The organism is Kitasatospora cinereorecta, from assembly GCF_024172095.1.
In the GTDB taxonomy this organism is placed as follows: Bacteria; Actinomycetota; Actinomycetes; order Streptomycetales; family Streptomycetaceae; genus Kitasatospora; species Kitasatospora cinereorecta.
This window is the reverse complement of sequence record NZ_JAMZDX010000005.1, coordinates 78,823-103,654: the sequence shown is the minus strand read 5'-3', so window position 1 is coordinate 103,654 and position 24,832 is coordinate 78,823. Positions and strand designations below refer to the sequence as shown.

The following is a 24,832-nucleotide window of genomic DNA, read 5'->3' as shown; positions in this document are numbered from 1 at the left end:
ACCGTACCAGGAGCCGTACCAGGAGCCGTACTAGGAGCCGTACTTGGCGACGTACTCCCGGGCGGTCTCCAGGAACCCGGACTCCATCCACTCGGCGGCGACCAGGGTGCGCGGCAGCAGCTCGCGCTCCAGCGTCGCGGCGCGGAAGAGCAGGTGGACGGTGATGTCGTGGTCGGGGCGGTGGACCACCTCGATCGGGTCGTCCGCGCGGACCTCGCCCTCCTCGATCACCCGCAGCAGCGCGCCGGGCCGGGCGGCCCGGGTGAAACGGCGGACCCAGCCCGGCTCCTCGAGGAAGCCCTGGAAGGTCCGGCACGGGATCCGGCCGCCGGTGACCTCCAGGACGGTGGTGCCGATTCGCCAGTGCTCGCCGATCAGCGCGTGGGTGACGTCGACGCCGGCGGTGGTCAGGTTCTCGCCGAAGCAGCCGTTGGCGAGGTCGCGGCCGAGCTCCCGCTGCCACGCGTCCAGGTCCTCGCGGGCGTAGGCGTACGCCGCCCGGTCGGGACCGCCGTGGAAGCGCAGGTCGCACACGGCGTCGCCGGCGACGCCGCCCCCCGCCGAGCCCTTGGGGCCGGGGTGCGCGATGCGGACCGGGCCGTCCACCGGCTGCTTGTCGATGCCGGAGGCGCCGGACGGGGCGTCGGTGTACGGGACGGGGCGGGCCTTGCCCGCGTTCACGGTCAGCAGCTTCATGGGGCCCACGCTAGTCGAGGCTTCAACCACCGGCCCCGGGCTTTTCGACCGCGGAGCGCAGGCGGGCCGGGGCGACCAGGCAGTACGCGTCGACCACCAGGTCCTCGACCCGCGCCCAGTCCACCGGGACATCCAGGTAGGCGCCGACCCAGCCGCGGTGGCCCACGTACGGCGGCCGGAAGTAGCGCTCCGGGTCGGCGGCGACCAGGTGCTCCTGCACCCCGGCCGGGGCGGCCGCCCAGAGCGCGACGCGGTCGTCGTGGTGGTGGTCGGCGGTGGTGACGAACATCCTGCCGCCGCCGACGAACCAGCTCGCCTCGCCGTGGCTCGGCCGCTCCTGCGCCTCCGGCAGCGCCAGGCAGATCGACCGCAGCCGGTCGAGCGGCGGTGGGGTGGCACTCATGGCGGCCTCCGGCGGTGGGACAGCTGCGGACGCGGCTCCATCCTCGCACCGGCGGGCGGTCGCGTCGTAGCGGCCCTCGGCGGGGTGTCCGGGGAGGCCCGGGACGAAGCCTGGAAGGCGCTTTCCACGGCCGCGGATCGGCCCCCGCACGGCCGGGTCGGGATCCGGGCTCCGGGCGGTACCCTGAACCCCGCGATCATGCGCGGTGGTGCGGCAGGGAGAAGGTGGACCGGTGGCAGTCACCCTCGGCGACGTGGCCCGCCACGCCGGGGTCTCGCTCGCGACGGCCTCACGGGTGCTGAACGGCTCCACCCGGACGGTCACCGGCGACCTGGCGGCGAAGGTCAAGGCGAGCGCCGAGACTCTCGGCTACCTGCCCAACGCCCCCGCCCAGGCCCTCGCCCGGGCCACCGGCGCCACCCTCGGCGTCCTGCTCCACGACGTCGCCGACCCGTACTTCGGCGCGATCGCCCGCGGCGTCGGGGACGCCGCCGCCAAGGCCGGCCTGCTCTCCCTGGTCATCAGCACCGACGGCGACCCCGAACGGGAGCTCCACGCCATCCGGATGCTGCACGCCCAGCGGGTCCGGGCGATCGTGCTGGCCGGATCCGCCTACAGCGACCCGGAGACCGGCCGCCGGATCGACCAGGCACTCGCCGCCTACCGCGCCCAGGGCGGCGCCGTCGCCGCGATCACCGACCACGGCCCGGCGTACGACGCCGTGCTCCCCGCCAACCGGCAGGGCGCCGCCGCACTGACCCGGGCGCTGCTCGCCCTCGGCCACCGCAGGATCGCCGTGATCACCGGACCCGAGCGTATGCGGGTCGCCGAGGAGCGGCTCGGCGGTGTCCTCGACACGCTCGCGGCGGCCGGCCTCGCGGTGCCCGAACGGTGGCTCCAGCGGGCCGAGTTCAGCCGCGACGGCGGCCGCGCCGCGATCGGCCGGATCCTCGACACGGGAGCGGCGGACGAGCGGCCGACCGCGGTGCTGGCACTCTCGGACATCTGCGCCGCGGGCGTGCTGGCCGAACTCCGCGACTGCGGCATCGGGGTGCCCGACCAGGTCTCGGTGGCCGGGTTCGACGACATCCCGCTCGCCACCGACCTGGCCCCGGCGCTCAGTACGGTGCGGCTGCCGCTGCTCCGGATGGGGGAGGAGGCCGTCCGCCTCGCGCTCACCGATCAGGGGAACGGCGGCGTGCGGCGGGTGGAGCTGGCTGCGGAACCGGTGCTGCGGGCCAGCACCGCGCCGGCCGGGGCCGGCGGGCCTACACCTCGATGTGCGAACCCATGATGACGGTGCGGTCGCGGGGGAGGCCGAAGTACTCGGCGGCGTCGGCGGTGATGTACGAGGTGGCGATGAACAGGCGCTTGCGCCAGGGGGCCATGGTGGGTTCCTGGCCTCGGCGGAGCTCGATCTTCGACAGGAAGTACGAGGCCTCGTCGAGTTGCAGCTCGCCCTCGGTCTCGGCCGGGTCGAGCAGCGTGAGCGCGGCGGGGACGTCGGGAGTCTCCATGTAGCCGAACCGTACGGTGACGTGGATGATCCCGTCCTCGCTCCAGCCGAGGCCGTCGACCAGGATCCGCTGGTCGGCCGGAACGCGGGGGACCGGCTCGGTGGTCAGGGAGAGGATCACCACGTGGTCGTGCCGGACCCGGTTGCGTTCCACGTTGGCCCGCATCGCCAGCGGAGTGGTCTCACTGCCCCGGTTGAGGAAGACGGCCGTGCCGGGCACCCGGAGGGTCTCCACCTCACCGCTGTGCAGTCGGTCGACGAACGCGCGCAGCGGGCCCTCGCGCCGCTCCCGCTCGGCGGTGACGATGTCGCGGCCGCGCTGCCAGGTGGTCATCACGGTGAACGCGGTGACGCCGATCAGCAGCGGCAGCCACGCGCCGTGCAGGAGCTTGGTGGCATTGGCCGCCACGAACAGCAGGTCCACGGTGAGCAGCAGGCCGCCGCCGACGGCGACCAGCCACACCGGCGTGCCCCACCGCGAACGGGCGACGTAGAAGAACAGCAGGGTGGTGATGGTGATGGTGCCGGTCACCGCCATGCCGAACGCGTACGCCAGAGCGGCGGAGCTGCGGAAGGCGAAGACCAGGGTGAGGACCGAGACCATCAGCAGCCAGTTGACCCAGGGCACGTAGATCTGACCCATGGTGGACTCGGAGGTGTGCGCGATCCGCAGGCGCGGCAGGTAGCCGAGCTGGGCGGCCTGGGAGGCGATCGAGTACGCGCCGGTGATCACCGCCTGGGAGGCGATGACCGTGGCCGCGGTGGCGAGCAGGATCATCGGCCACTGGCCCCAGGCGGGCACGAGCAGGAAGAACGGGCTGCTGATGTTGGCCGGGTCGTCGAGGATCAGCGCGCCCTGACCCAGGTAACTGAGCACGCAGGCCGGGAAGACGACGAACAGCCAGCCACGGGTGATCGCGGTACGGCCGAAGTGCCCCATGTCGGCGTAGAGCGCCTCGGCGCCGGTCACCGCGAGGACCACGGCGGCCAGGGCGAAGAACGCGATGCCGAAGTGGCCGGCGAGGAAGGACAGGGCGTACGTCGGCGAGAGCGCCCGGAGGATCTGCGGACGGTCGGCGATCCCGGACACCCCGCACGCGCCGATCACCACGAACCAGCCGATCATCACCGGCCCGAACAGCCGTCCCACCACCGCCGTGCCCCGCCGCTGCACCAGGAACAGCAGCACGATGATCACGGCGGTGAGCGGGACGACGGCGCTCTCGAACGACGGCTCGACCACCTTCAGGCCCTCGACCGCCGACAGCACCGACATGGCCGGGGTGATCATGCTGTCGCCGAGGAACAGCGCCGCGCCGAAGATGCCCAGCGCCGCCAGCACGAGAGTGGTCCGGCGGCCCCGCTGCGAGCCCGAGCGCCGCAGCAGGGTGATCAGCGCCATGATGCCGCCCTCGCCCTCGTTGTCGGCACGCATCGCCAGCAGCACGTAGGTGACCAGGACGATGACCACCACCGACCAGAAGACCAGCGACACCACCCCGTACACGTTCTGCGTGCTGACCGGGACGGGGTGCGGGTCGTCCGGGTTGAACACGGTCTGGAGGGTGTAGATCGGGCTGGTCCCGATGTCACCGAAGACCACCCCGAGCGCACCGACCACCAGCGCCAGGCGCGCCGAGTCGGGTGTGCCCGGATGCCGAACCCCGGTCGGCTGCGGTGCGGCAGCGCGATCGGCCATGGTGATCCTCCTCCGCGCGAGCTGCTGTGCCGCAGCCCTTGGTACATGAGTGCGGATGATGATCCCACAGCGGGTCAACCGGGAGATGACCGGCGCCTTTGTTCCGACCGGTACCGTGCTGACGCCCCGTCCGGGCACGCCCGACGGCAGCCGTCGACGCTCACGCCGTCGGGGGAGTCCTCGATGGTGGGTTCGCCGCACATGGCCTCGACGAATCCCCGAGGCGGGTCCCCATCACACTGTTCCCATCCACGCGTGGGTGCCGAGCAGGGTCTTGATGTCGGAGGCGAGTCCGTTGTCCGGGTTCACCCGGAAACCGAGTTCGTAAAGGGTGTTCTTGTCCCAGTTGGTGGTGAGCAGCCGGACCGGGGCGTCGCCGGGGTGGGCCTGGAGGGCCCGCTTGAGTTCGGCCACCAGCTCCGGGGTGATCCTCCCGGCAGGCATCGTGATCTGGACGGGCGGCCTGGTGCCGAGTTCGGCGGAGGAGATGTCGAGGGTGGTGATCTCCTGGCCGAAGACGCTCAGTGAGCCGTCCCGCTCGTTGAGCCGGCCGCGGATCGCGATGACGTTGTCCTCGATCATCTGGGTGGACATCAGCTGGTAGGCAGCGGGGAAGAACAGGACTTCGACGGAGCCGTCGCGGTCGGCGAGGGTGACGATCGCCCAGGCGTTGCCGGCCTTGTTGATCCGCCGGTCGACGGCGGTGACCAGCCCGGAGAGCCTGACCTCGCCCTCGGTGCGGCCGGAGCCGAGCAGTTCGGCGATGGAGATGTCCCGGTTCTTCGAGAGGATGTGCTCGGCGCCGTCCAGCGGGTGGCTGGAGACGTACAGGCCGAGCATCTCCCGCTCCAGGCCCAGGAGTTGCTTTCGTGGCCACTCGCGGTCGGTGAGGTCGAAGTCCAGGCCGATCGCCGGGGCGCCGCCCGAGCCGTCGTCGAGGGCGCCGAACAGGTCGTCCTGGCCGATGGCCTGCTGCTTCTTCACGCCGGTGACGGCGTCGACGGCGCTTTCGTGAACGGTGCTCAGGGAGAGCCGGGTGTGACCGAGGGAGTCGAACGCGCCGGCCTTGATCAGGGAGTCGATGGTGCGCTTGTTGCAGACGACCAGCTCGACCTTGTCCAGGAAGTCGGCGAAGGAGGTGTACTTGCCCTTCTCGTACCGGGTCCTCACCAGGGATTCGATCACCGGGACGCCGACGTTGCGCACCGCCTTGAGGCCGAAGCGGACGTCGCTGCCGACGGCGGTGAAGTCGACCACGGACTCGTTGACGTCGGGGGAGAGGATCTTGATGCCCATCGCCCGGCACTCGGCCAGGTAGACGGCCATCTTGTCCTTGTCGTCCGCGACCGAGGTGAGCAGCGCGGCCATGTACTCGGCCGGGTAGTTCGCCTTCAGGTAGGCGGTCTGGTAGGAGACCAGGCCGTACGCGGCGGAGTGCGACTTGTTGAAGGCGTAGCCGGCGAACGGGACCAGCACGTCCCACACCGCCTGGATCGCCTCGTCGGAGTAGCCGCGTTCCTTGCAGCCTGCGTGGAAGGGGACGAACTCCTTCTCCAGCACCTCCTTCTTCTTCTTGCCCATCGCGCGGCGGAGCAGGTCGGCCTGGCCGAGCGAGTAGCCGGCCAGCACCTGCGCGGCTCGCTGCACCTGCTCCTGGTAGACGATCAGGCCGTAGGTGGGGCCGAGGACCTCCTTGAGCGGCTCCTCCAGTTCGGGGTGGATCGGGACGATCTCCTGCTGGGCGTTCTTGCGCAGCGCGTAGTTGGTGTGCGAGTTCATGCCCATCGGGCCGGGCCGGTACAGCGCCGAGACGGCGGAGATGTCGGCGAACTCGGTCGGCTTCATCAGCTTGAGCAGCGCGCGCATCGGGCCGCCGTCGAGCTGGAACACGCCCAGCGTGTCGCCGCGGGCGAGGAGTTGGTAGGTGGTGGGGTCGTCGATCGGGATGTTCTCGATGTCGACGTCGATGCCCCGGTTGGCCTTCACGATCTTGATGCAGTGGTCGATGATGCCCAGGTTCCGCAGACCCAGGAAGTCCATCTTGATCAGGCCCATGGCTTCGCACGACGGGTAGTCGAAGCCGGTGATGATGGTGCCGTCCTTGTCCCGCATGTGCAGCGGGATCAGGTCGAGCAGCGGGGTGGAGGAGAGGATGACCGCTGCGGCGTGCACGCCGGTGCCGCGGATCAGGCCCTCGATGCCGCGCCCGGTGTCGATGATCTTCCGGACGTCGGGCTCGTTGTCGTACAGCGCCCGGATCTCGGTGCCCTCGTTGTAGCGCGGGTGGCCCTCGTCGAAGAGGTCGGCGAGCGGCACGCCCTTGCCCATCACATCCGGCGGCATCGCCTTGGTGATCCGGTCGCCCATCGAGAACGGGTAGCCGAGGATCCGGTTGGCATCCTTCACGGCGGCCTTGGCCTTGATGGTGCCGAAGGTGTTCACCTGCGCGGTGTAGGCGGAGCCGTACTTCTCGGTGACGTAGCGGACCATCTGGTCGCGCTGGCGGTCGTCGAAGTCGATGTCGACGTCCGGCGGGTTGATGCGCTCGGGGTTGAGGAAGCGCTCGAACAGCAGGTCGTGCTCGAGCGGATCCAGCTGGGTGATGCCGGTCAGGTACGCCACCATCGAACCGGCCGCCGAACCGCGGCCCGGGCCGACCGGGATGCCGTTGTCCCGGCCGTACTGGCAGATGTCGGCGACCACGAGGAAGTACGCGTCGAACCCCATCGGGGTGATGACGCCCATCTCCAGCTCGATCCGGTCGAGCACCTCCTGGCTCGGGGCGTCGCCGTAGCGGTGCTGCAGGCCGGCGGTGATCTTCTTGCGCAGGAAGGACGCCTGGGTCTCACCCTCCGGCACGTCGAACTGCGGCATCCGGTCGACGTAGGTGAACACCTCCTCGTACGACTCGATCCGCTCGGCGATCGCCAGCGTGTTGTCGCACGCCTGCGGCAACTCGCGGAAGAGCTCGCGCATCTCCTCCGCGGTCTTCACGTAGTAGCCCGAGCCGTTGAACTTGAAGCGGTTCGGGTCGTCCTTGTTCTTGCCCACGCCGACGCAGAGCAGGCTGTCGTGGGCGTCCGCCTGGTCGGCGGTGACGTAGTGCGAGTCGTTGGTGGCCAGCAGCGGGATGTTCAGCTGCTCGGCAAGCCGCAGCAGGTCGGCGCGGACCTCGCGCTCGATGTCCAGGCCGTGGTCCATCAGCTCCAGGAAGTAGTTCTCCTTCCCGAAGATGTCCTGGTACGCGCCGGCGGCCTTGACCGCCTCCTCGTACTGGCCCAGCCGCAGCCGGGTCTGCACCTCGCCGGACGGGCAGCCGGTGGTCGCGATGATGCCGCCCGCGTTGGCGGCGATCAGCTCGCGGTCCATCCGGGGCTTCATGTAGTAGCCCTCCATCGACGCCAGGGAGGAGAGCTTGAAGAGGTTCCGCAGGCCGGTGGCGTTCTGCGCCCACATGGTCATGTGGGTGTAGCGGCCGCCGCCGGACACGTCCTTGCCGCCCTCGCCGTCCGCGCCGCTCGGCCGCTGGCCGCCGGGGGACCAGAACACCTGCTTCTTCTCGCGGCGTGAGCCGGGTGCCACGTATGCCTCGATGCCGATGATCGGTTTCACCGGGGTCTTGGCGGCGGCGTGGAAGAACTCGTACGCGCCGAACATGTTGCCGTGGTCGCTCATCGCGATGGCGGGCATGCCCTGTCGCTCCGCTTCGGCGAACAGCTTGCCGTTCTTCGCTGCTCCGTCGAGCATCGAGTACTCGGTGTGTACGTGCAGGTGAACGAAGCCGGCAGACACGGTGGTGGAGCTCCTTGCTGATCGGACCGGGAAGGTGCCCACCCTAGCGAGCGGTGAAGATCGACTCGCCGTGACGCACTCGCCTCAACGAATCCTTGACGCACCGGCCAGTCGTCGGGGCTCAGGCCGCGAGACGCACCCCTTGCGGCAGGCGGACCCAGACCGAGGCAGGCGCAGCGGTTCACCCGAGCGGATGGCCGGGGCAGGGCCGTCCGGCACCTCGGCGGCCGCGGCCGACAGTTCCCCGGGACCGGGCCAGGTCCGGCCCCTCGGTGGGTGCCCCGATCCGGGGGTCCGCCTGCGCCCCGGCGCCTCCGGTCCTGAGCCTGCCGCTCTGCGGGTCGGTGTGCAGGCGGAGTTGCCGGGCAACCGGCCCGGTCGGCCGACGGGCCGGTCACCTCAGTCCGGGACGTGCGGTGCCCGGGGCATGCCGGTGGTCCGGTGCCGCTGTCGGGCGGCGGCGACCAGTGGGCGCACCGCTTCGGACGGCAGGTCGAGATGATGGGCGATCCAGGCCGGAGCCGTCCCGCCCGGCCCGGCTTCACGCGGCCGCGAGGGCGGGCCGACCGTCGTGACCCGCCGCGTCGGTGTCCACCGAGGCGGTCGGCGGAACCGCCACCACGGTGCACACGGCGTGCGCCAGGCAGTAGCGGCTCACCGATCCGCGCTGGAGGAGCGTCCGCAGCGGGGTGCGTCGGCCGGCGCCCACCACCAGCAGGTCACCCGGCCGGTTCGCGAGCCGCGCCAGCACCGGGCCGGTCTCGCCACGCCTCACCACGGGCTCGACGCGGACATCCGCGGGGTACCCGCCGAAGGCACGGGCGAAGGCGGCGTCGAGCCGGTCCTGGGCGGCCTGCGCCCAGAGCTGAGCCAGCCGCGGTACCGGCGCGGCGCGGTAGGTGGACTCGCCGCCGACCGGAGTCCAGGCGATCACCGGGACGAGTACGGCGTTGCGCAGGCGGGCCTCCTGCACCGCTCGGCGCAGGGCGGCCAGGTTGCCGGCCGATCCGCTGACTCCGACGACGATCCGTGTGTCCTCAGCCATGGTGGTGCTTCCCTCGGGTGGTGGTGGCTGCTGTTCCTGGGAATCCTTGGAGAAGAGGTGGGAAGGTTCGATGAACCTGTGGCCTGATCTCCCGGAGTCCCTGGGATCCATGAGACGACAGGGGTGGCGACACGTGGAATCCGTTGACGCGTTCCGTACGCGAAGTGCTGGCGCATTGACGAGCTCTTGATGGCAGTGGAGCGCAGGAGCCGGCCGAGGTACGGGTCGCGCAGCGCGGTGATCACCGCGTGGCGCACCGCTCGGTGCGGGCATTGGATCACGCCGCCCAGGCGCTCTTGCAGGAGGGCGGCCGCCCGCGAGGTGGGGCTCACGGGCGGCCGGTCGGGGTGGGTCAGGCGAGTTGCCAGGTCTGGAGCGCCGAACCTCCCGCGGGCTGCTGGGTGAGCAGGGCGCCGTCGGCGGTGGAGGCGGTGCTGAGCAGCAGTGCGCTCTTCTTGGAGGCGATGGTGTAGCCGCCGCCGGTGACCGGGGTGAAGAGCCAGCGCTGGTTGTCGGCGCCGGTGCAGGTCCACTGGATGACGGCGGCGCCGGCGGCGGTGGAGCCGCCGTTGACGTCGGCGCAGAGCTGGGAGGCGGAGTTGACGAGGGTGTAGCTGCCGTCGGCGTTGGGGGTCAGCTGCCACTGCTGGTTGGCGCCGCCGTGCGGGGTCCAGGTGATCAACTGGGTGCCGGCCTTGGTGGAGCTACCGGGGTCGTCGAGCGCCTTGCCGCCGGCGGTGAGGGTGTGGGTGCCGGCCAGTCCGCCGGGAGCGTAGGCCTCGAACTCGTAGAGGGAGTAGCCGTAGGTGGTGCCGCGCTGGGTGGCGTACAGGCGGAGGTAGCGGCCGGTACCGGTGAGGCCGCCGAGGTCCTGGACGCCGCCGGTGCCGGTCGTGGTGGTGTAGATGGTGCGCCAGGTGGTGGCGTCGTCGGAGACCTGGATCTGGAAGGCCTTGCCGTACGCCGCCTCCCAGCGCAGGACGACCCGGCCGACGGTCTGGGTGGAGCCGAGGTCGACCTGCAACCACTGCGGGTCGCTGTAGGCGCTGGACCAGCGGGTGGCGCCGTCGCCGTCGGTGGCGAGGGCGGCGGGGAAGTTCGGTGTCTCGGTGCTGGAGGCGGTGGTTGGCTTGTTGCGGGCGAGGTTGCCAGGTTGGGCGAGGCCGGGCCAGGCGGGATTGTGGCCGACGGCGGCGATGATTGGGGTGAAGGCGGCGTAGGTGGCGACGGGCTTGGGGGAGCCCCAGGTCTGCTGGGCGAGGCCGCGCAGCGGGTACATGATGCCGGCGGCGATCTGGTCCTCGGTGTCGGCGGTCGGGTTGTCGCACCAGACGTGGATCAGTGAGCCGGGGTTGCGGCTGCCGTCGGTGAGGGTGTTGCTGCCCTGGAAGAGGTCGGGGGTCCAGGTCTCGTACATCCACGTGGTGTCGGGCTTGGCGCCGCCCAGCACGTAGTAGGTGGGCGTCCATGACTCGTTGGCGACGGTGTGCCCGGCGGCGGCCAACTGCTGAGGGGTGAGGCCGTAGTTGTACCAGTACTCGACCAGGATGTCGGAGTTGGGCGTGACGGTGCCGTCGCCGGACTTGATGCCGTCGTTCCACATCCGGGTGGTCTTGCCGGCGGCCCGGACCAGGGTGTCGGACCAGTTGACGAACCCGTAGTAGGTGTCCTTGGCGGTGGCGCTCGCCCCGTAGTTGGCGCGGGCGTAGGACAGCAGCTGCGGGTACTGGCTGTAGTCCGTGACGTATTCGTCGGCGCCGATGTGCCAGTAGGGGGCGGGGAAGAGTGGCAGGTACTCGGTGACCAGGTCCTTGATCAGCGTGTAACTCCCGGGCAGGGAGAGGTCGATGAACTCGGCGCTGGCGGTGCCGTTGCGGTCCTTGAGCTTCAGTTCGGGGTGGGCGGCGAGGATCGCGTTCATGTGCCCGGGGGTGTCGATCTCCGGGACGATGGTGACGTGGTACTTCTGCCCGAGCGCCACCAGGTCGGCGATGTCCTGCTTGGAGTAGTGGTCGGCGGAGACGATCTCGGGGTGGGTGGAACTCTCCAGGCGGAAGCCGAAGGTGTCGGAGAGGTGGAAGTGGAAGTAGTTGAGCTTGAGGTAGGCCAGCTCCTTGATGTGCTGCTTCACCCAGTCCACGGTGAAGAACTTCCGGCCCTGGTCGATCATCAAGCCGCGCTCGGGCTTGGTCGGCCAGTCGACGGCCGTACCGGCCGGGACGGTGACCGACTGGTGGAGCAGTTCGAGAACCGTCCGGGTGCCGTAGAAGGCCCCCGTGTCGGTGGAGCCCTGGAGGGCGATCGACGAGCCGACGGTCATCCGGTAGCCCTCGGCGGGGAGCGAGCTGTCGCCGAGGGTGAGGGTGATGTCCCCGGCGGCGGCCGTGCCGGTGGCCACGCTCACCGTCCGGCCCTCCAGCGTGCCGAGATCGTCGGCGAAGGTGGCGGCCTCGTCGGCGAGTTGGGCGGTGTAGGCCGGGTCGACCACGATCCGGGTGGTGGCGGTGAAGGTGTAGCCGGCGCCGGTGCCGGCGGTCCATTGGCGAAGTGCCGGGACGGTCTGGGGCGTTGTGGTGGCGGCGGCCGCCGGGCCGGCGGCGGTCACAGCAGGCAGGACGAGGGTGCCGGCGGCGCAGACCGCGGCAGTCAGGAGCCGGAGCAGGCGCAAGTGGTCTCCCAGTGACGAGTGATCGGAGCGGTTGGACGATCAGGTACGGGAGTTGGTGGTTGCGATGAGGTGCTTGTGGCGGGCATGCCAGGAGGCGGTCGACCGAAGGGTGGTCGCTACTGCTCGATGATGGTGATGGGTGAGCAATTGTGCAAGATGATGCTGACTATCAATCAGAAATACGTATTCGAGGCTGGATTGTCCTGGCGTCCGATGAGCACTGTCGACCGCCCCTTGCCGCCGCTGAACACCGACGAGCGCATGACGCTCGAAAGCCGGCTCGACTTTTCACCGCGCCACTCTCGCCATGAAGTGCGAGGGCCTGGACGATGAGCAGGCCGGCGTCGCTTCCGTGCCACCGTCCGGCTTGACCTTGACCGGCCTCGTCCGGCACATGGCGGAGGTCGAGCAACTCGTCATCGCCGCCTACGAAACCGGCCTCGTCCGCCCGGCCGTCAGCCTGTGGGAAGCGACACCACGAACCTCGCGCCGTCGGACGTGGGCGCGAGGGTGAGGTCGCCTCCGGCGGCGCGAGCGAGGCGGCGGGCCAACGGGAGGCCGAGCCCGGCGCCGTCGTGGCCGTCGTCCGGGTGGGCGCGGCGGCCCGCCTCGAACACGGCCGCGCCCACGCTCTCGGGAACGCCGCAGCCGTCGTCGACCACCGCCACCAGCACCCCGCCGGGCCGCCGCTCGGACTCCACGGTGATCCGGCGCACCGCGTAGCGGCGGGCGTTGTCGAGCAGCGGCGTGAGGATGCGCTCCATGAGGGCGGCCGAGACCCCGGCGGTCGCGCCGTCGCCCACCACGGTGACGGGCGGGGCATCGGGGTGTTCCTGGGAGCTGCGCTCGGCCAGTGCGCGAGCCACGTCCTCCACCGCGCAGCGACCGGGCACCTGACCGGTGCGCGTCCGGGCCTCGGAGAGCAGCGTCTCGCAGATCCGCTGCATCCGGGCGGCGGCAGCGGCGATGGCCTCGTGCGAGGTGCGCCGGTCGTCGGCGTTCCGGGGGCGGGCGGTGAGCCAGTCGGTCTCGGCGGTGATCCTGGCCAGGGGAGTGCGCAGCTCGTGGGAGAGCTCGGCCGTCAGCTGCTGCTCGTGGCGCAGCATCGCGGCCTGCCGGTCGAGGAGTTGATCGAGGTTGCCGGCGAGCCCCGCGAGTTCGGCGAGGTGGCCGTCGGCGCCGAACCTCCGGGCGGTGCCGTGCTCGCTCCACTCGGAGGCCTGGGCGCTCATCTCGCTCACCGGCCGCAGGGCCCGGCCGACGACCGTGCGGGTCACGAGGTAGATGCCGGAGAGCAGCAGGACGCAGAGCCCGATCGAGCCGGCCAGGACGGAGCGGGCGGTGAACCGGTAGGCGTCCAGGCCGACCGAGGCCACGACCGTGCCCACCTGTCGATCCCCGGCCATGACCGGCAGCGCGTACAGCCGGAAGGCATGCGGCTCCGACGTGTCCGTGGAGGTCTCTCCGTGTCCGGCCAGGCGGTCCGCCCGGTCCTGGAGGGCGCTCGATGCGCTGGGGCGCTGGATGGCTGTGGTGCCCTGGTAGATCCAGATTCCGACGTCGAGCGCGGTGTCGTCGGCCGGCTCGTGCTCGACGATCCGCCCGTCCGGTTGGGCCTCCATGGTCGCGGCCACTGCCGCCGCGCGGGTGCGCACCAGGTCGTCGGCCTGCTGGCGCAGGCGTGCCCCCAGCTCCACGTTGAAGACGGCGGTAAGCATGGCGACCCAGATCGCGGTGGTGGCCAGCGCGAGCAGGGCGAGGCGGCCGCGCAGCGTGGCGGGGGCTCGTCTGGTCTTCATGCGAGGCGGTACCCCACACCGCGTACGGTCAGGATGCCCCGTGTGCTGCCCGCCTCCCGCAGCTTGCGCCGCAGCCGCACCAGGTACTGGTCCAGGGTGTTGTCGCTGACCTGGGCACCCTCGGGCCACCCTGCGCGCAGCAGCGTCCGTCTGCGGACCACAGCGCCGGGTGTGGACATCAGGCAGGCCAGCAGCCGGAACTCGGTCGGGGTGAGGGCCACCGGATCGTCGCCCGTGGATCGCAGCACGTGCGCAACGGGGTCCAGCCGCAGGCCGTCGACCGCCACACCGGGCTCGCGCCCGTTGCGGCGGATCGCGGCGCGTACCCGGGCGGCGAGCTCGGCCAGGTGGAAGGGCTTGGCGAGGTAGTCGTCGCCCCCGGCGGAGAAGCCCGACAGCCGGTCGGGCAGTACGTCGTGGGCGGTGAGGAAGAGCACGGGTGCGTCGAAGCCCGCCGCGCGCATGGCATGACAGACGTCACGCCCGTCGGAGTCGGGCAGGCCGATGTCCAGGACCACGGCGTCCACCCGGTCGTGGACCGCGCGCAGCGCGCCCGCCCCGTCGACGGCGGTGGACACCTCGAAGTGCTCCTCGCGCAGGCCTCGGGCGAGCACGTCGCGAAGTCCGTGGTCGTCCTCGACGACCAGCACCCGGTAGGCAGTCACGCGGGCCAGTATGGCCCGGCCGGGTGGTGTCCCCGAACCGGTGCTCAGGTTGCGTTCAGGATCGGGATGCGAGCCTCGCCCCCATGGCTACCAATACGGACCGGCGCTCCGCCGAGACCGACGTCCAAGGGCTGCTGAACAAGGTGCCCGAGGTCACGATCTGGTTCTGGGTCATCAAGATCCTGTGCACCACGGTCGGCGAGAGCTTCGCCGACTGGATCAACATGACGCTCGGTGTCGGCCTGATCAGCACCTCATTGATCTTCACCGTCGTGCTGGCCGGCGCCCTGGGCTGGCAGCTCGGCACCAGGCGCTACGTCCCGTTCGTGTACTGGCTGACCGTCGTGGTGCTGAGCGTGACCGGCACCCTCTACACCGACATCCTCACCGACAGCCAGGGCGTCCCCCTCGCGGTGAGCAGCAGTGTGTTCGCCCTTGTCCTCGCCGTCGTCTTCGGGATCTGGTACGCCCGCGAGCGGACCCTGTCGATCCACAGCATCGTCACCCGCCCCCGCGAGCTCTTCTACTGGCTCGCGGTCCTGGTCACCTTCGCCCTCGGCACCGCGACCGGCGACTGGACCCTCGAGCTCACGGGCTGGCCCCCCGGTGTCTCCGTGCTCCTCCCGCTCGGGTTGATCGCGGCCATCGTGCTCGCGTGGCGCCTGGGCGCCGGCGCGGTGCTCTCCTTCTGGCTGGCCTACATCCTCACCCGCCCGCTCGGCGCCAACCTCGGCGACTGGCTCGCCTCGCCCGGCAGCGACGGCGGCCTGGGCCTGGGAACCGCAGTGACCAGCGTGGTCTTCCTGGCCGCGATCCTCGCCACGGTCCTCCACCTCACCCGCAGCCGCAGCGACGTCATCGAGACCCACGGCCGGGACCGGACCGCACGCCTGGCGAACCCGGCGCGCGAACGGATCATGCTCGGCTACTACGCCGTCGTGGCGGCCGCCACCGCGGCGCTCCTCGTCTGGGCGCACCAGCAGCCGCACGCCGCCGTGGCGAGCGAGGAAGGCGATGCGCCGGCGTCGGCGTCCGCCCCGCTCACCCCTCTCACCCCGGAACAGGCGACGTCGTCGTTCCCGCCCGCCGAGATCGCGAAGTTCCGTACGATCACCGCTGACACCCTGGCCAAGCTCAACTCCGGTGACCAGGCGGGCGCGACCCGTCGGATCACCGACCTGGAGAAGGCGTGGGACGACGACCAGGCGACTCTGCAGCCCAGGAACGGGCAGGCCTGGACGTTCCTCGACGGCGAGATCGACCGCGTACTGAAGGCGCTGCGTGCCTCGAAGCCGGACAAGGCCACCGAGACGGACGCGCTCAACGTCCTTCTCGCCTCGCTCAGCGCCACCACCACGGCCCAGCCATCGGCCACGGCGGCCGGCGCCGCCGAAACCCCCGCACCCGCCGGCCCGGCACCGAAGCAGGCCGCGGCGTCGTTCCCGCCCGCCGAGATCGCGAAGTTCCGTACGATCACCGCTGACACCCTGGCCAAGCTCAACTCCGGTGACCAGGCGGGCGCGACCCGTCGGATCACCGACCTGGAGAAGGCGTGGGACGACGACCAGGCCACTCTGCAGCCCAAGAACCAGCAGGCCTGGACCCTCCTCGACGGCCAGATCGACCGCGTCCTCCAAGCGCTGCGCGCCCCGAAGCCGGACAAGGCCACCGAGGTCACGGCGCTCAACACCCTCCTCGGCTCCCTCGGCTGAGAAGACCCGGGCGGCACCCTGCCGCCCGGTGCCGTGGCCCCTACCGCGCGTCCTTGCCCGACCTGCACCTCGTTGCCCGGGCAGGTACAGGGTGCGGTCGCCCCGGCCGTCGCGATCAGCTCCGCCCGGCCCAGCCGCACCCCCGACGGTGCCCGCCGTTCCGGATACGGGGGAGACGGAAGCGTCCGGCCGGAGTTCCGGCATGCGAAACGGGGCCTGGCGGTTGGTTCCTCCGCCGGGCCCCGCGTCCTGTGCGACTGTCAGCTGGTCTGGATCGCGGTGTCGTCGATCACGAAGCTGGTCTGGAGGGAGGAGTCCTCCACGCCATTGAACTTCAGGGTGACGCTCTGGCCCGCGTAGGCCGACAGGTCGACGGTCTTCTGGGCGTAGCCGGTGTTCTTGTTGAGGTTGGAGTACGAGGCCACCGTGGTGCCGTTGACGGTCACGGTCAGCTTGTCGTACGCCGTGGTGGTGGTGGTCTCAGCCGTGTCGATGTGCAGCCAGTAGCTGAGGGTGGCCTTGCAGCCGGCCGGGATGGTGACGGTCTGCGAGGCGCTGTCGGTGTGGGCGGAGCCGTACCCGTTCAGCCACGCCTTCCAGGAGCCACCGTGGGCCGCCTCGGAGGCCGAGTTGTCGACCACTCCGCTGGTGGTGGTCCAGGGCGCGGCGGAGCCGGTCTCGAAGCCCGCGTTGCCGAGCAGCTGCGCCGGGGTGCAGCCGGAGGTGCCGCCGATGGTCCAGGTGAAGCTGGCGCTGCCGCCGGCCCCGGTGGTGTCGGTGGCGGTGACCGTGACGGTGTAGGTGCCGGCGGCGGTCGGGGTGCCCGAGATCAGACCGGTCGAGGAGATCGACAGGCCGGTCGGCAGGCCGGAGGCGCTGTAGGTCAGGGTCTGGCCGGACGCGCTGTCGGTGGCGCTGAGCTGGAGGCTGACCGCGGTGCCGGTGGTGCCGCTCTGGCTGCCCGGGTTGGTGACCGTCACGGTGTTGCCGCCGCCCGTGCCGGTGCCCAGCAGGGCGTTGGCCAGTGCGTCGCCGACCGGGGTGCCCCAGCCGGTGACCTGGTCGTAGCCGGCCTTGGTGGAGAAGTCCTGGTTCTTGCCGGTGGTGACGTCGTGGAACGTCGTCGCGTAGCTGGTGCTGTTGGCCACCGCGTACAGCTTCGGGTTGGCCTCGCCGAGCACCGACTTGCCGGCCGCGGCCGCCTTCTGGTTGTACAGCGCGGTGTAGCCGGACCACAGCGGCGCGGCTGCCGAGGTGCCGCCGTAGACCTGCCAGCCGCCCGCGCTGTAGATCGCGAAGCCGCTGGCCGGGTCGGCGTCGGAGGACACGTCCGGGACGGTGCGCATGGTGCCGCTCACCCCGGTGCCGGTCTGCCAGCTCGGCTTGGCGAACTGGGTCGAGACGCCGCCGCCGGCGGTGGACCAGGCCGACTCCGAGGAGTAGGCGTTGCCGCTGAGCTTGAGGTTGGTGCCGCCGACGCCGGTGTTGTACGGGCTGGAGGCCGGGAAGTCGACCGCCTTGACGCCGGAGCCGCTGGTGGAGCGGGTGCAGTCGCGGGAGCCGTCGTCACCGGAGGCCGAGAAGATCGATATGCCCTGGGCGGCGGCCTGCTTGAAGGAGTTGTTCACCGCGGTCATCGAGGAGGCGGTGGTGTCCGGCTCGCAGGAGCCCCAGGAGATCGAGACGACCGAGACCCGGTTGTCCGACACGATCTGGGCGGCCATGTCGATCTCGCCCTGGTCGCTGTTCGGGGCCTCGTAGACCAGCTGGGTGGCCTTGGGCGCGACACCGCGGACGATCTCGGAGTCCAGCTCGACCTCGCCCTGGCCGTCACCCGGCGCGGAGTCGTAGTTGGCGCCGTCCACCGAGACCGTCGAGGCCGCCGGACCGGACAGGCCGAACTGGCTGTTGTAGGTGGAGAGGTTGCTGGACTGGTAGCCGTCGAACTCCCACAGCGCCACCGTGGTGCCGGTGCCGTCGGTGCCGAGCCTGCCCAGGTTGTAGGCGCCGTCGTACTGCGCCGGTCCGAGGCCGCTCGGGGCCGCGTGCGGGGTGGACGCGCCAGCCACCTGCGATTGTGGCTGCGCGATCCGGGTGGTGCGCACGGTGTGATTGTCGAGGCCCGATATGCCCTCGACCACGCCGGCCAGCTCGGCCGGCACGCTGGCCGCGGCGTCGTTGGCGAAGAAGGTGCGCCCGCCCTGCTGCGGGTCGCTGTACGAGCTCTCATGGGTGCCGAAGGCCTTCGCCACCTGCGCCGCGGTGCCGCGGACGTTCACGACCTGGCGGTTGGCGCTCACCGAGTCGACCGTCAGGCCCTGGCCGGTGAGGTAGGCGCGGACCTGCGCCACGTCCGCCTCGGTCGGGCCGTAGAGGGCGGTGAACTGTGCCGGCGTCAGGTAGTGGCCGTACTCGGCGGTTCCGGGGGTGCTGACTGCCGTGAGGAAGCGGTCGAGGTCGGCGGTGTTGCGCAGCTTCAGGTTGACCGAGACGGACAGCGTCCGGTCGGCGGGCAGGTCGCCCTGCTTCTGCGAGCGGGCCACCGCCGGGGTCACGGTGTTCTGCAGGGTCACCCGGGAGGTGGCCTGCGGGGCTGGTGCCGCCTGGGCGGTGGAGACGCCGAGCGAGACCACGGTCAGCGGCAGGACGGCGAGTGCCGAGGCAAGGGCGAGCGAGCGGGGACGCACGGGGGCTCCTCCTGAAAGTGTGGGGCGTTCAGGGTCCGAAGGTGCTTCCACGAATCCTTCACCCCGGTGTCGCGGAAATCGACCATGCGTCAGCAATCGGGAACTAAATAACAGTCAAGTGTGAAGGTGCAACTTGAAACAGTGAATTGGGGTGGATTTCGGCTCATTTGAGAAATGAGAGCAGTCTGGGGATTTCTGGGAATTCGGGTGGCGCGATGGGGGCGGCGCTGAAGTGCGGGGATGACGTGGCGAAGACCGCCCACTGCCCTCGCGGCGGGCTCCGCGCCCGGGGTCGGCGTCGCGGTAAGGTCTGCATCCGATCATCTGATCGGCCGCCGGACACCCGTGCTGTCATGCGCGGTCACGCCGTCCGCTCACGTGCAGCCTCAGAACCAGGAGCAGTACCGACCGATGAACGCTGTCTGCCCCCGGTGCGCCGAGTCCGACCGGGCCGTGAGCGTGCCGCATGCCTTGACCGACCAGGGCCACCCGCTCGGGCCGGCGGAGCACAGCCTGCTCCTGCCGCCGCCACCACCGCCGTCGGCGCGGGCGGCGGTCGCGCGCAGCAAGCCCGCCATCGCGCTCTACGCCGGGGCGGCCCTGCTCACCGTCGGCTGGGCACAGACCATGAGCCGCGGCCTTCCGGCGGACATCTCCGACCCCGGCTACCTCGTGGGCTATGTCGTCGTCCCGGTGATCATCGCCGTGACCATGGCCCTGGCGGGACTGGTCGTGCAGTTGGCGACGAGGCAGCGACGGGTCCGGGCGGCCGAGGACGCAGCCGGGGCGCAGCACGCGATTTGGCAGCGGCGCCACCTGGTGTGGCAGGCGGGTTGGCTGTGCCGCCGCTGCCGGGTGGCGTTCTTCCCGAAGGGGGCGATCGGCCCTGACTCCCCTGCCTCACCGGCCGTAGCCGTGGCGCAGCTTCCGATGTGGGTGACGGCGACGGCGGCCGAGCCCGCGTTCGGCGTGCCGGAGCCGACCGTTCCGCGCTGAACCGCGGACCGCCGTGCTCGGCCCGCCGCCGACCTCAGCGTGTGGCGCCGGACCCTCCGGTCGGCGCCACCAGGCCGTGCTCGTAGGCGAGGATGACGAGGTGGACGCGGTCGCGGGCGTCGAGCTTGGCCAGCAGCCGGGTCACGTAGGCCTTGACGGTTGCGCCGCTGATGAACATCGCCTCGGCGATCCGGGCGTTCGACATCCCTCGGCCGATCAGTGTCAGCACCTCGAGCTCGCGGTCGGTGATCCCGTGGATCTCCTTGGGCCGCGGGGCGGTGGCCCGCTGTGGACGGTCGGCGAACTCCTCGATCAGGCGGCGCGTCACCTTCGGCGCGATCAGCGCGTCCCCTGCGGCCACGACCCGGATCGCCGTGATGATGTCGTCCAGGGCCATGTCCTTGACGAGGAATCCCGAAGCCCCGGCCCGCAGGGCGTTGTAGACGTTGTCGTCGTCGTCGAACGTCGTCAGGACGATGACGTGCGGGGGGCCGGTGTCCTTCGTGATCATCCGGGTTGCCTCGATGCCGTCCATGCCGGGCATGCGGATGTCCATGACGACGACGTCGGGACTCAGCTCCCGGACCAGCCGTACGGCCTCGGCACCGGTCCCGGCCTCCCCGACGACCTCGATGTCCGGAACATCGGTGATCACCATGACCAGACCGGCGCGGATCAGCGGCTGATCGTCGGCGAGCACGACACGGACCGGCATCAGACCTCCATCGGGATGGGGAGACGGGCCGTCACACGGTAGCCGCCCTCGGGACGTGGACCGGCGGTGAACTCGCCGTGCAGCAGCTGTACTCGATCACGCATCCCGGCGATGCCGTAGCCCGTGCCCGTGCCCGTGCCGGCGCCCGTGCTCCGGCCGGTTCCGGGTCCGCTGTCGACGATCACGACGGACAGGTCCGCCGGATCGAAGATCAGCGAAACGCGGCACTGGTGCGTTCCGGAGTGCTTCACCACGTTGGTGACGGACTCCTGGATGAGGCGGAACGCGGACAGGTCGACCTCCGGTGGCAGCGGACGCCGCTCGCCCCGCCACTCGACGTCCACCCGGACACCGGCGCTCCGCACGTTCTCCACCAGCTTGTCGATGTCCGCCAGCCCGGCGAGCGACTTCCCGGCGTCGCCGGACTCGGCGTCATGGAGGGCGCCGAGCATGCGCCGCAGCCCGGCGAGCGTCTCCCGGCCGGTGTCCTCGATGACGCCGAGGGCGTTGCGGGCGGCCTCCGGCTGGGTCTCGATGACGCGCTTGGCGGCACCGGCCTGGATCGCGACGACGCCGATGCTGTGCGCGACCATGTCGTGCAACTCGCGGGCGATCCGCAGTCGCTCGGCCGTCACCGCCTGCACCGCCACCTGCGTGCGCATCTCCTCCGCATGGGCCCGCTCCCGGCGGCGCGCGTTCCCGACCACCCAGGCGACGACGATCATCATCAGCAGCACGGCCTCGACCGAGGTGCCGACGGCGAGCCCGAGCGCCAGCCGTACGCCGATGTAGCCGAGGACGCCGGCGAGTGCGATGCCGGTGGCGAACAGGGAGGTCCGCCGTGGGCCGGCGGCCGCGACGAAGCAGAGCGCGACGCAGACCGGCAGGTACTGCTCGGGCGCGATGCTGGTGGTGTGGAAGGGGCCGTTGGTCAGGAGGAGCGCGCTGGAGACCAGCAAGGCCGTCGCACCCACCGGCAGGCGGCTCAGCAGGAGACAGCCGGCGCACAGCAGGGCGACGGCGATCCACAGGGCGGTCTGCTCGCGGGGGAGCATGAAGAACGGGTGGACGTTCCGGCTCTTCTCGTACTCGAGCCCCCACGACTCCCCGGGCCAGCGGATCTGGACGATGAACGAGTACAGCGTGGACACGCACCAGGCGAGTGCCGTCCATCCGCCGGGCGGCACGCGCTGGAGCAGGGTCGGGGTCGGGGTCGTGGGCATGGCGCGATCGTAGCCACGTGATCATCGGGGGCGCATCGGACCGCGGGTGTACACCCCGGGTCGGTGTCCCCGCCCCGGGGCGTGGACGACGCTCCGATGCCGGTGGACCAGGGCGGTCGGCAGTGTTCTCCCCATGACGAACACTGACGGTTACGAGGAACACGACATCGTCGTCCAACTGACGGACGTGCGGAAGGACTTCGGGGACTACGCGGCTCTGGACGGCGTCTCGCTGGAGATCGGCGCCGGCGAGTCGGTCGCCGTGATGGGGCCGTCGGGCTCCGGGAAGTCGACCCTGCTGAACATGGTGTCCGGGCTCGACCGGCCGACCTCCGGATCGGTCCTCGTCGGCGGGGAGGACCTGGTCGGGCTCAGCGAGAAGGGCCTGGCCCTGTTCCGGCGCCGCCGGATCGGCATGATCTTCCAGTTCTTCAACCTGCTCGACGACCTGCCGGCCCTGGACAACATCGCCCTGGCCGGCCAACTGGTCGGGCAGAAGGCGTCCACTGCCCGCAAGCGCGCCTCGGAACTGATGGGCGAACTCGGAATCGCCGACCGGAAGGACATCCACCCCGCCTCGTTGTCCGGCGGCGAGCGGCAACGGGTCGCCACGGCAAGGGCTTTGATGAACCGGCCGGCGCTGCTGCTGGCCGACGAGCCGACCGGCGCCCTGGACAGCCGGTCCGGTGACCAGGTGATGCAGCTGCTCATGGACCTGAACGGGCTCGGTCAGACGCTCCTGATCGTCACGCACGACCCGCGGCTCGCCGCGCAGTGCGCGCGCCGGGTCGTCGAGGTCGCGGACGGGCGCATCGCCCGGGACCGCTCGGTGAACCACGCGGTGGCCACGAAGGCCGCCCGATGAGCGCCGTCTGGCGGGCTTCGCGCGCGGCGGTGAAGCGCCGCAGACTCCAGACCTTCGTCCTCGGCGTCGTCGTCCTGGTCTCCAGCGCCATGGCCGTCGCCACATTGGGCCTGCTGGCGGCCGTGTCGGGCCCCTTCGACCAGGCCTACAGTGCCGCGCGCGGCGCACACGTCGTCGCCGAGTTCGACAGCTCGAAGGCGACCGCCGCGCAGATCGTCCACGCCGCGAACGCCCCCGAGGTGGAGGCCGTGGCCGGTCCCTACCCCGAGGCCGTCCTCCACTCGCCCTCGGAGACCGGCGACCATCCGGCCGGGCTGCCGGGTTCGTTCACCCTCGTCGGCCGCGACCGGCCGGACACCCCGGTCGACACCCTCGTACTCAGCGCCGGCCGTTGGGCGACCGGTCCCGGCGAGATCGTCATGAACGAGCCGTCGTACATCGGTCCGATGCAGATCAAGTCCGAGCACGAGGTCGTCACACCGGACGGCGTGCGTCTCAAGATCGTCGGCTACGCCGCCTCGGCCAGCCAGTCCGCTGGCGGCTGGGTCACGCCGGACCAGGCCCGGGCCCTGCACTCGGCCTCGCTGCAGATGATGTACCGCTTCAGGGACGCCGGGTCCGACGCGGCGCTGAAGGCCGGCACGGCCGCCGCCACGCAGGGCCTGCCGTCCGACGCCCTCACCGGGACCAGCACCTACCTGGCCATCAAGGCGAACCTCGCCAAGGGCCCGAACACCTACGTACCGTTCCTGACGGTCTTCGGCGTCCTGGGCCTGATCGTCTCGGTGCTGATCGTCGGCAACGTCGTCAGCGGCGCGGTCGTCTCGGGCTTCCGGCACATCGGCGTCCTCAAGGCACTGGGGTTCACGCCGAACCAGGTGACGGCGGTCTACCTCGTCATGGTCACCTTCCCGGCGGTGATCGGCTGCGCGCTCGGCTCGGTGATCGGCAGCCTCGTCGGCGGGAAGCTGGTGCGCCAGGCGTTCTTCGGCATCTTCGGCAGCGATCTCGTCCTCGACAGAGCTGCCGTCCCCACGTGGGTCCACCCGGTCGTGCTGATCGGGATGCCGGTACTCGTCGCACTGTCCGCGCTGATCCCGGCGATGCGCGCCCGCCGCCTCCCCGCCGCCGTCGCCATCAGCGCGGGCAGCGTCCAGCAGACCGGACGCGGACCTATGGTCCAGCGCAGGCTCGGCGGATCACGCCTGCCCCGGCCGGTGAGCCTGGGCCTGGGCTGGCCGTTCGCCCGGCCGGGTCGCACCGCGCTGACCCTGTCGACCGTCGTGCTCGGCGTCATGACGGTGACGATGGCGCTCGGCATCTCGGCCTCGGTCGTCAGGTTCGGGCAGTTGCAGAACCAGACCGACAGGATCCAGGTGCGCATCGACCTCTCCGACCCCCAGTGGAATCCGCCCGGCCCGACCCACTCGGACGACCAGGTCTTCGCGCTGCTGCGCTCGCTGCCCGGAACCGCGCACGTGTCCGCGCAGAGCGCGCTGGAAACCCGGATGACGGGCTCGTCGGCCATCCTCCGGGTGGGCGTCGAGAGCGGCGACACGGCGCAGCTGCACCCGGATCTCGTCCGGGGACGCTGGATCGAGGGACCGAACGAGGTGGTGGTCTCGTCGGAGTTCTGGCACCGGCACAAGGTCTCGCTCGGCGACACGATCACCCTGGACTCGAGCGACGGGCCGCAGCCGCAGAAGATCGTCGGCGAGATCGTCGGCGGCTGGGACGTGACGACCCTCGACTGGCACCGGTTCATCCCGCTCAGCCCGGTCCGGCGTGCCCAGAGCTTCTCCGTCCAGCTCACGAAGGGCACCGACCCGCAGGCCTACGCCGCTGCGGTCGCGCGCACCGACCCAGGGCTGAACGCGGCGGTGAACAACGCCTCCGACACCATCGAGAAGGTCATCATCAGCGTGGTCTCGACGCTCACCGTGATGCTGATCATCGTCTCGGGCCTCGGCGTGTTCAACACGGTGGTCCTCAACACCCGCGAGCGGCGCAAGGACCTGGGGATGCTCAAGTCGATCGGCATGACGCCGCGCCAGGTGATCGCCATGGTGGTGACATCCGTGGCAGCGCTCGGAGCGGTCGGCGGGATCGTCGGCGCCCCGCTCGGGATCCTCGCGCACCGGATCATCATCCCGATGACCGGACGCGGCACCGGGCTCGACCTGCCCGACTCGCTGCTGCACGTGTGGAACTGGCCGACGGTGGCGCTGCTGGCGTTCTCGGGCTCCGTGATCGCCGTGCTGGGCGCCTACCTCCCGGCCCGGGGCGCGGCCAAGGCGCCTGTCGCGGAGGTCCTGCGGACGGAGTAGGGGCAGCGGATTCCGCTGTCGGCG

Annotated in this window: 16 protein-coding genes and 1 pseudogene; 6 read left to right on the top strand and 11 right to left on the bottom strand. The window is 71.0% G+C overall.

Features of this window, described 5'->3' with window-relative positions; translation table 11 throughout:
* Nucleotides 1-30 precede the first annotated feature (30 nt).
* Nucleotides 31-696: an MOSC domain-containing protein gene (locus tag FHR36_RS26095; RefSeq protein WP_253800912.1), complete on the bottom strand. Its 666-nt coding sequence runs from the start codon at nucleotides 694-696 to the stop codon at nucleotides 31-33.
* A gap of 22 nt (nucleotides 697-718) precedes the next feature.
* Nucleotides 719-1,099 (bottom strand): MmcQ/YjbR family DNA-binding protein, encoded by a 381-nt coding sequence (locus FHR36_RS26090; protein WP_253800910.1) that lies wholly within the window; start codon nucleotides 1,097-1,099, stop codon nucleotides 719-721.
* Between the two features lie 232 nt (nucleotides 1,100-1,331).
* Here FHR36_RS26090 and FHR36_RS26085 point away from each other — a divergent pair, with 232 nt between their 5' ends.
* On the top strand, nucleotides 1,332-2,393 hold the full coding sequence (locus FHR36_RS26085) for a LacI family DNA-binding transcriptional regulator (protein ID WP_253800908.1): 1,062 nt from the start codon (nucleotides 1,332-1,334) through the stop codon (nucleotides 2,391-2,393).
* Here the strand turns inward: FHR36_RS26085 and FHR36_RS26080 are convergent.
* The 4 genes from FHR36_RS26080 to FHR36_RS26065 form a co-directional block, all read right to left on the bottom strand.
* Entirely contained in the window at nucleotides 2,368-4,314 is a 1,947-nt protein-coding gene (locus FHR36_RS26080; RefSeq protein WP_253800906.1) for a potassium transporter Kup, read from the bottom strand. The genes FHR36_RS26085 and FHR36_RS26080 overlap by 26 nt on opposite strands.
* A gap of 234 nt (nucleotides 4,315-4,548) precedes the next feature.
* Entirely contained in the window at nucleotides 4,549-8,106 is a 3,558-nt protein-coding gene (dnaE, locus tag FHR36_RS26075) for a DNA polymerase III subunit alpha (RefSeq protein ID WP_253800904.1), read from the bottom strand.
* 541 nt (nucleotides 8,107-8,647) lie between these two features.
* A complete protein-coding gene (locus tag FHR36_RS26070; protein ID WP_253800902.1) occupies nucleotides 8,648-9,151 on the bottom strand; it encodes a universal stress protein in 504 nt (167 codons plus the stop codon).
* A 352-nt stretch (nucleotides 9,152-9,503) separates the two neighbouring features.
* Nucleotides 9,504-11,819 (bottom strand): family 20 glycosylhydrolase, encoded by a 2,316-nt coding sequence (locus FHR36_RS26065; protein WP_253800900.1) that lies wholly within the window; start codon nucleotides 11,817-11,819, stop codon nucleotides 9,504-9,506.
* Between the two features lie 213 nt (nucleotides 11,820-12,032).
* Here FHR36_RS26065 and FHR36_RS26060 point away from each other — a divergent pair.
* Nucleotides 12,033-12,231: pseudogene (locus FHR36_RS26060) on the top strand (mycothiol transferase); the annotation flags it as partial.
* A gap of 43 nt (nucleotides 12,232-12,274) precedes the next feature.
* On the opposite strand, the gene FHR36_RS26055 reads toward FHR36_RS26060, so the two are convergent.
* Both FHR36_RS26055 and FHR36_RS26050 read right to left on the bottom strand, forming a co-directional pair.
* Nucleotides 12,275-13,618, bottom strand: a complete 1,344-nt coding sequence (locus FHR36_RS26055) for a sensor histidine kinase (protein WP_253800898.1) — start codon at nucleotides 13,616-13,618, stop codon at nucleotides 12,275-12,277.
* Nucleotides 13,615-14,283, bottom strand: a complete 669-nt coding sequence (locus FHR36_RS26050) for a response regulator transcription factor (RefSeq protein ID WP_253800896.1) — start codon at nucleotides 14,281-14,283, stop codon at nucleotides 13,615-13,617. Before FHR36_RS26050 ends, FHR36_RS26055 begins: the two co-directional genes overlap by 4 nt.
* Before the next feature lie 83 nt (nucleotides 14,284-14,366).
* Between FHR36_RS26050 and FHR36_RS26045 the strand changes: the two genes are divergently transcribed.
* A complete protein-coding gene (locus FHR36_RS26045) occupies nucleotides 14,367-15,995 on the top strand; it encodes a COG4705 family protein (RefSeq protein ID WP_253800894.1) in 1,629 nt (542 codons plus the stop codon).
* A gap of 260 nt (nucleotides 15,996-16,255) precedes the next feature.
* Here FHR36_RS26045 and FHR36_RS26040 read toward each other — a convergent pair whose 3' ends face one another.
* Nucleotides 16,256-18,682, bottom strand: coding sequence for a protease pro-enzyme activation domain-containing protein (locus FHR36_RS26040; RefSeq protein WP_253800892.1), 2,427 nt, complete (start codon nucleotides 18,680-18,682; stop codon nucleotides 16,256-16,258).
* A gap of 453 nt (nucleotides 18,683-19,135) precedes the next feature.
* Here FHR36_RS26040 and FHR36_RS26035 point away from each other — a divergent pair, with 453 nt between their 5' ends.
* On the top strand, nucleotides 19,136-19,678 hold the full coding sequence (locus FHR36_RS26035; protein WP_253800890.1) for a hypothetical protein: 543 nt from the start codon (nucleotides 19,136-19,138) through the stop codon (nucleotides 19,676-19,678).
* Nucleotides 19,679-19,712: 34 nt separating this feature from the next.
* On the opposite strand, the gene FHR36_RS26030 is transcribed toward FHR36_RS26035, so the two are convergent.
* Both FHR36_RS26030 and FHR36_RS26025 read right to left on the bottom strand, forming a co-directional pair.
* A complete protein-coding gene (locus FHR36_RS26030; RefSeq protein ID WP_253800888.1) occupies nucleotides 19,713-20,393 on the bottom strand; it encodes a response regulator in 681 nt (226 codons plus the stop codon).
* The gene (locus FHR36_RS26025; protein ID WP_253800886.1) at nucleotides 20,393-21,616 is read right to left on the bottom strand and encodes a sensor histidine kinase; all 1,224 of its coding nucleotides are present in this window, start codon (nucleotides 21,614-21,616) and stop codon (nucleotides 20,393-20,395) included. The genes FHR36_RS26030 and FHR36_RS26025 overlap by 1 nt, the downstream gene beginning before the upstream one ends.
* 133 nt (nucleotides 21,617-21,749) lie before the next feature.
* On the opposite strand from FHR36_RS26025, the gene FHR36_RS26020 reads away from it, so the two are divergent.
* Together FHR36_RS26020 and FHR36_RS26015 are read left to right on the top strand one after the other, a co-directional pair.
* Nucleotides 21,750-22,481, top strand: a complete 732-nt coding sequence (locus FHR36_RS26020; protein WP_253800884.1) for an ABC transporter ATP-binding protein — start codon at nucleotides 21,750-21,752, stop codon at nucleotides 22,479-22,481.
* Nucleotides 22,478-24,808 carry an ABC transporter permease gene (locus tag FHR36_RS26015; RefSeq protein WP_253800882.1) on the top strand — a complete coding sequence of 777 codons (2,331 nt, stop codon included), beginning with the start codon at nucleotides 22,478-22,480 and terminating at the stop codon, nucleotides 24,806-24,808. The genes FHR36_RS26020 and FHR36_RS26015 overlap by 4 nt, the downstream gene beginning before the upstream one ends.
* Nucleotides 24,809-24,832: the final 24 nt, after the last annotated feature.

What these genes read in the sequence shown, in the direction of transcription:
- FHR36_RS26095 (WP_253800912.1), bottom strand. Translation starts at nt 696, where the DNA reads ATGAAGCTGCTGACCGTGAACGCGGGCAAGGCCCGCCCCGTCCCGTAC.
- FHR36_RS26090 (WP_253800910.1), bottom strand. Translation starts at nt 1,099, where the DNA reads ATGAGTGCCACCCCACCGCCGCTCGACCGGCTGCGGTCGATCTGCCTG.
- FHR36_RS26080 (WP_253800906.1), bottom strand. Translation starts at nt 4,314, where the DNA reads ATGGCCGATCGCGCTGCCGCACCGCAGCCGACCGGGGTTCGGCATCCG.
- FHR36_RS26070 (WP_253800902.1), bottom strand. Translation starts at nt 9,151, where the DNA reads ATGGCTGAGGACACACGGATCGTCGTCGGAGTCAGCGGATCGGCCGGC.
- FHR36_RS26055 (WP_253800898.1), bottom strand. Translation starts at nt 13,618, where the DNA reads ATGAAGACCAGACGAGCCCCCGCCACGCTGCGCGGCCGCCTCGCCCTG.
- FHR36_RS26045 (WP_253800894.1), top strand. Translation starts at nt 14,367, where the DNA reads ATGGCTACCAATACGGACCGGCGCTCCGCCGAGACCGACGTCCAAGGG.
- FHR36_RS26030 (WP_253800888.1), bottom strand. Translation starts at nt 20,393, where the DNA reads ATGCCGGTCCGTGTCGTGCTCGCCGACGATCAGCCGCTGATCCGCGCC.
- FHR36_RS26025 (WP_253800886.1), bottom strand. Translation starts at nt 21,616, where the DNA reads ATGCCCACGACCCCGACCCCGACCCTGCTCCAGCGCGTGCCGCCCGGC.
- FHR36_RS26020 (WP_253800884.1), top strand. Translation starts at nt 21,750, where the DNA reads ATGACGAACACTGACGGTTACGAGGAACACGACATCGTCGTCCAACTG.
- FHR36_RS26015 (WP_253800882.1), top strand. Translation starts at nt 22,478, where the DNA reads ATGAGCGCCGTCTGGCGGGCTTCGCGCGCGGCGGTGAAGCGCCGCAGA.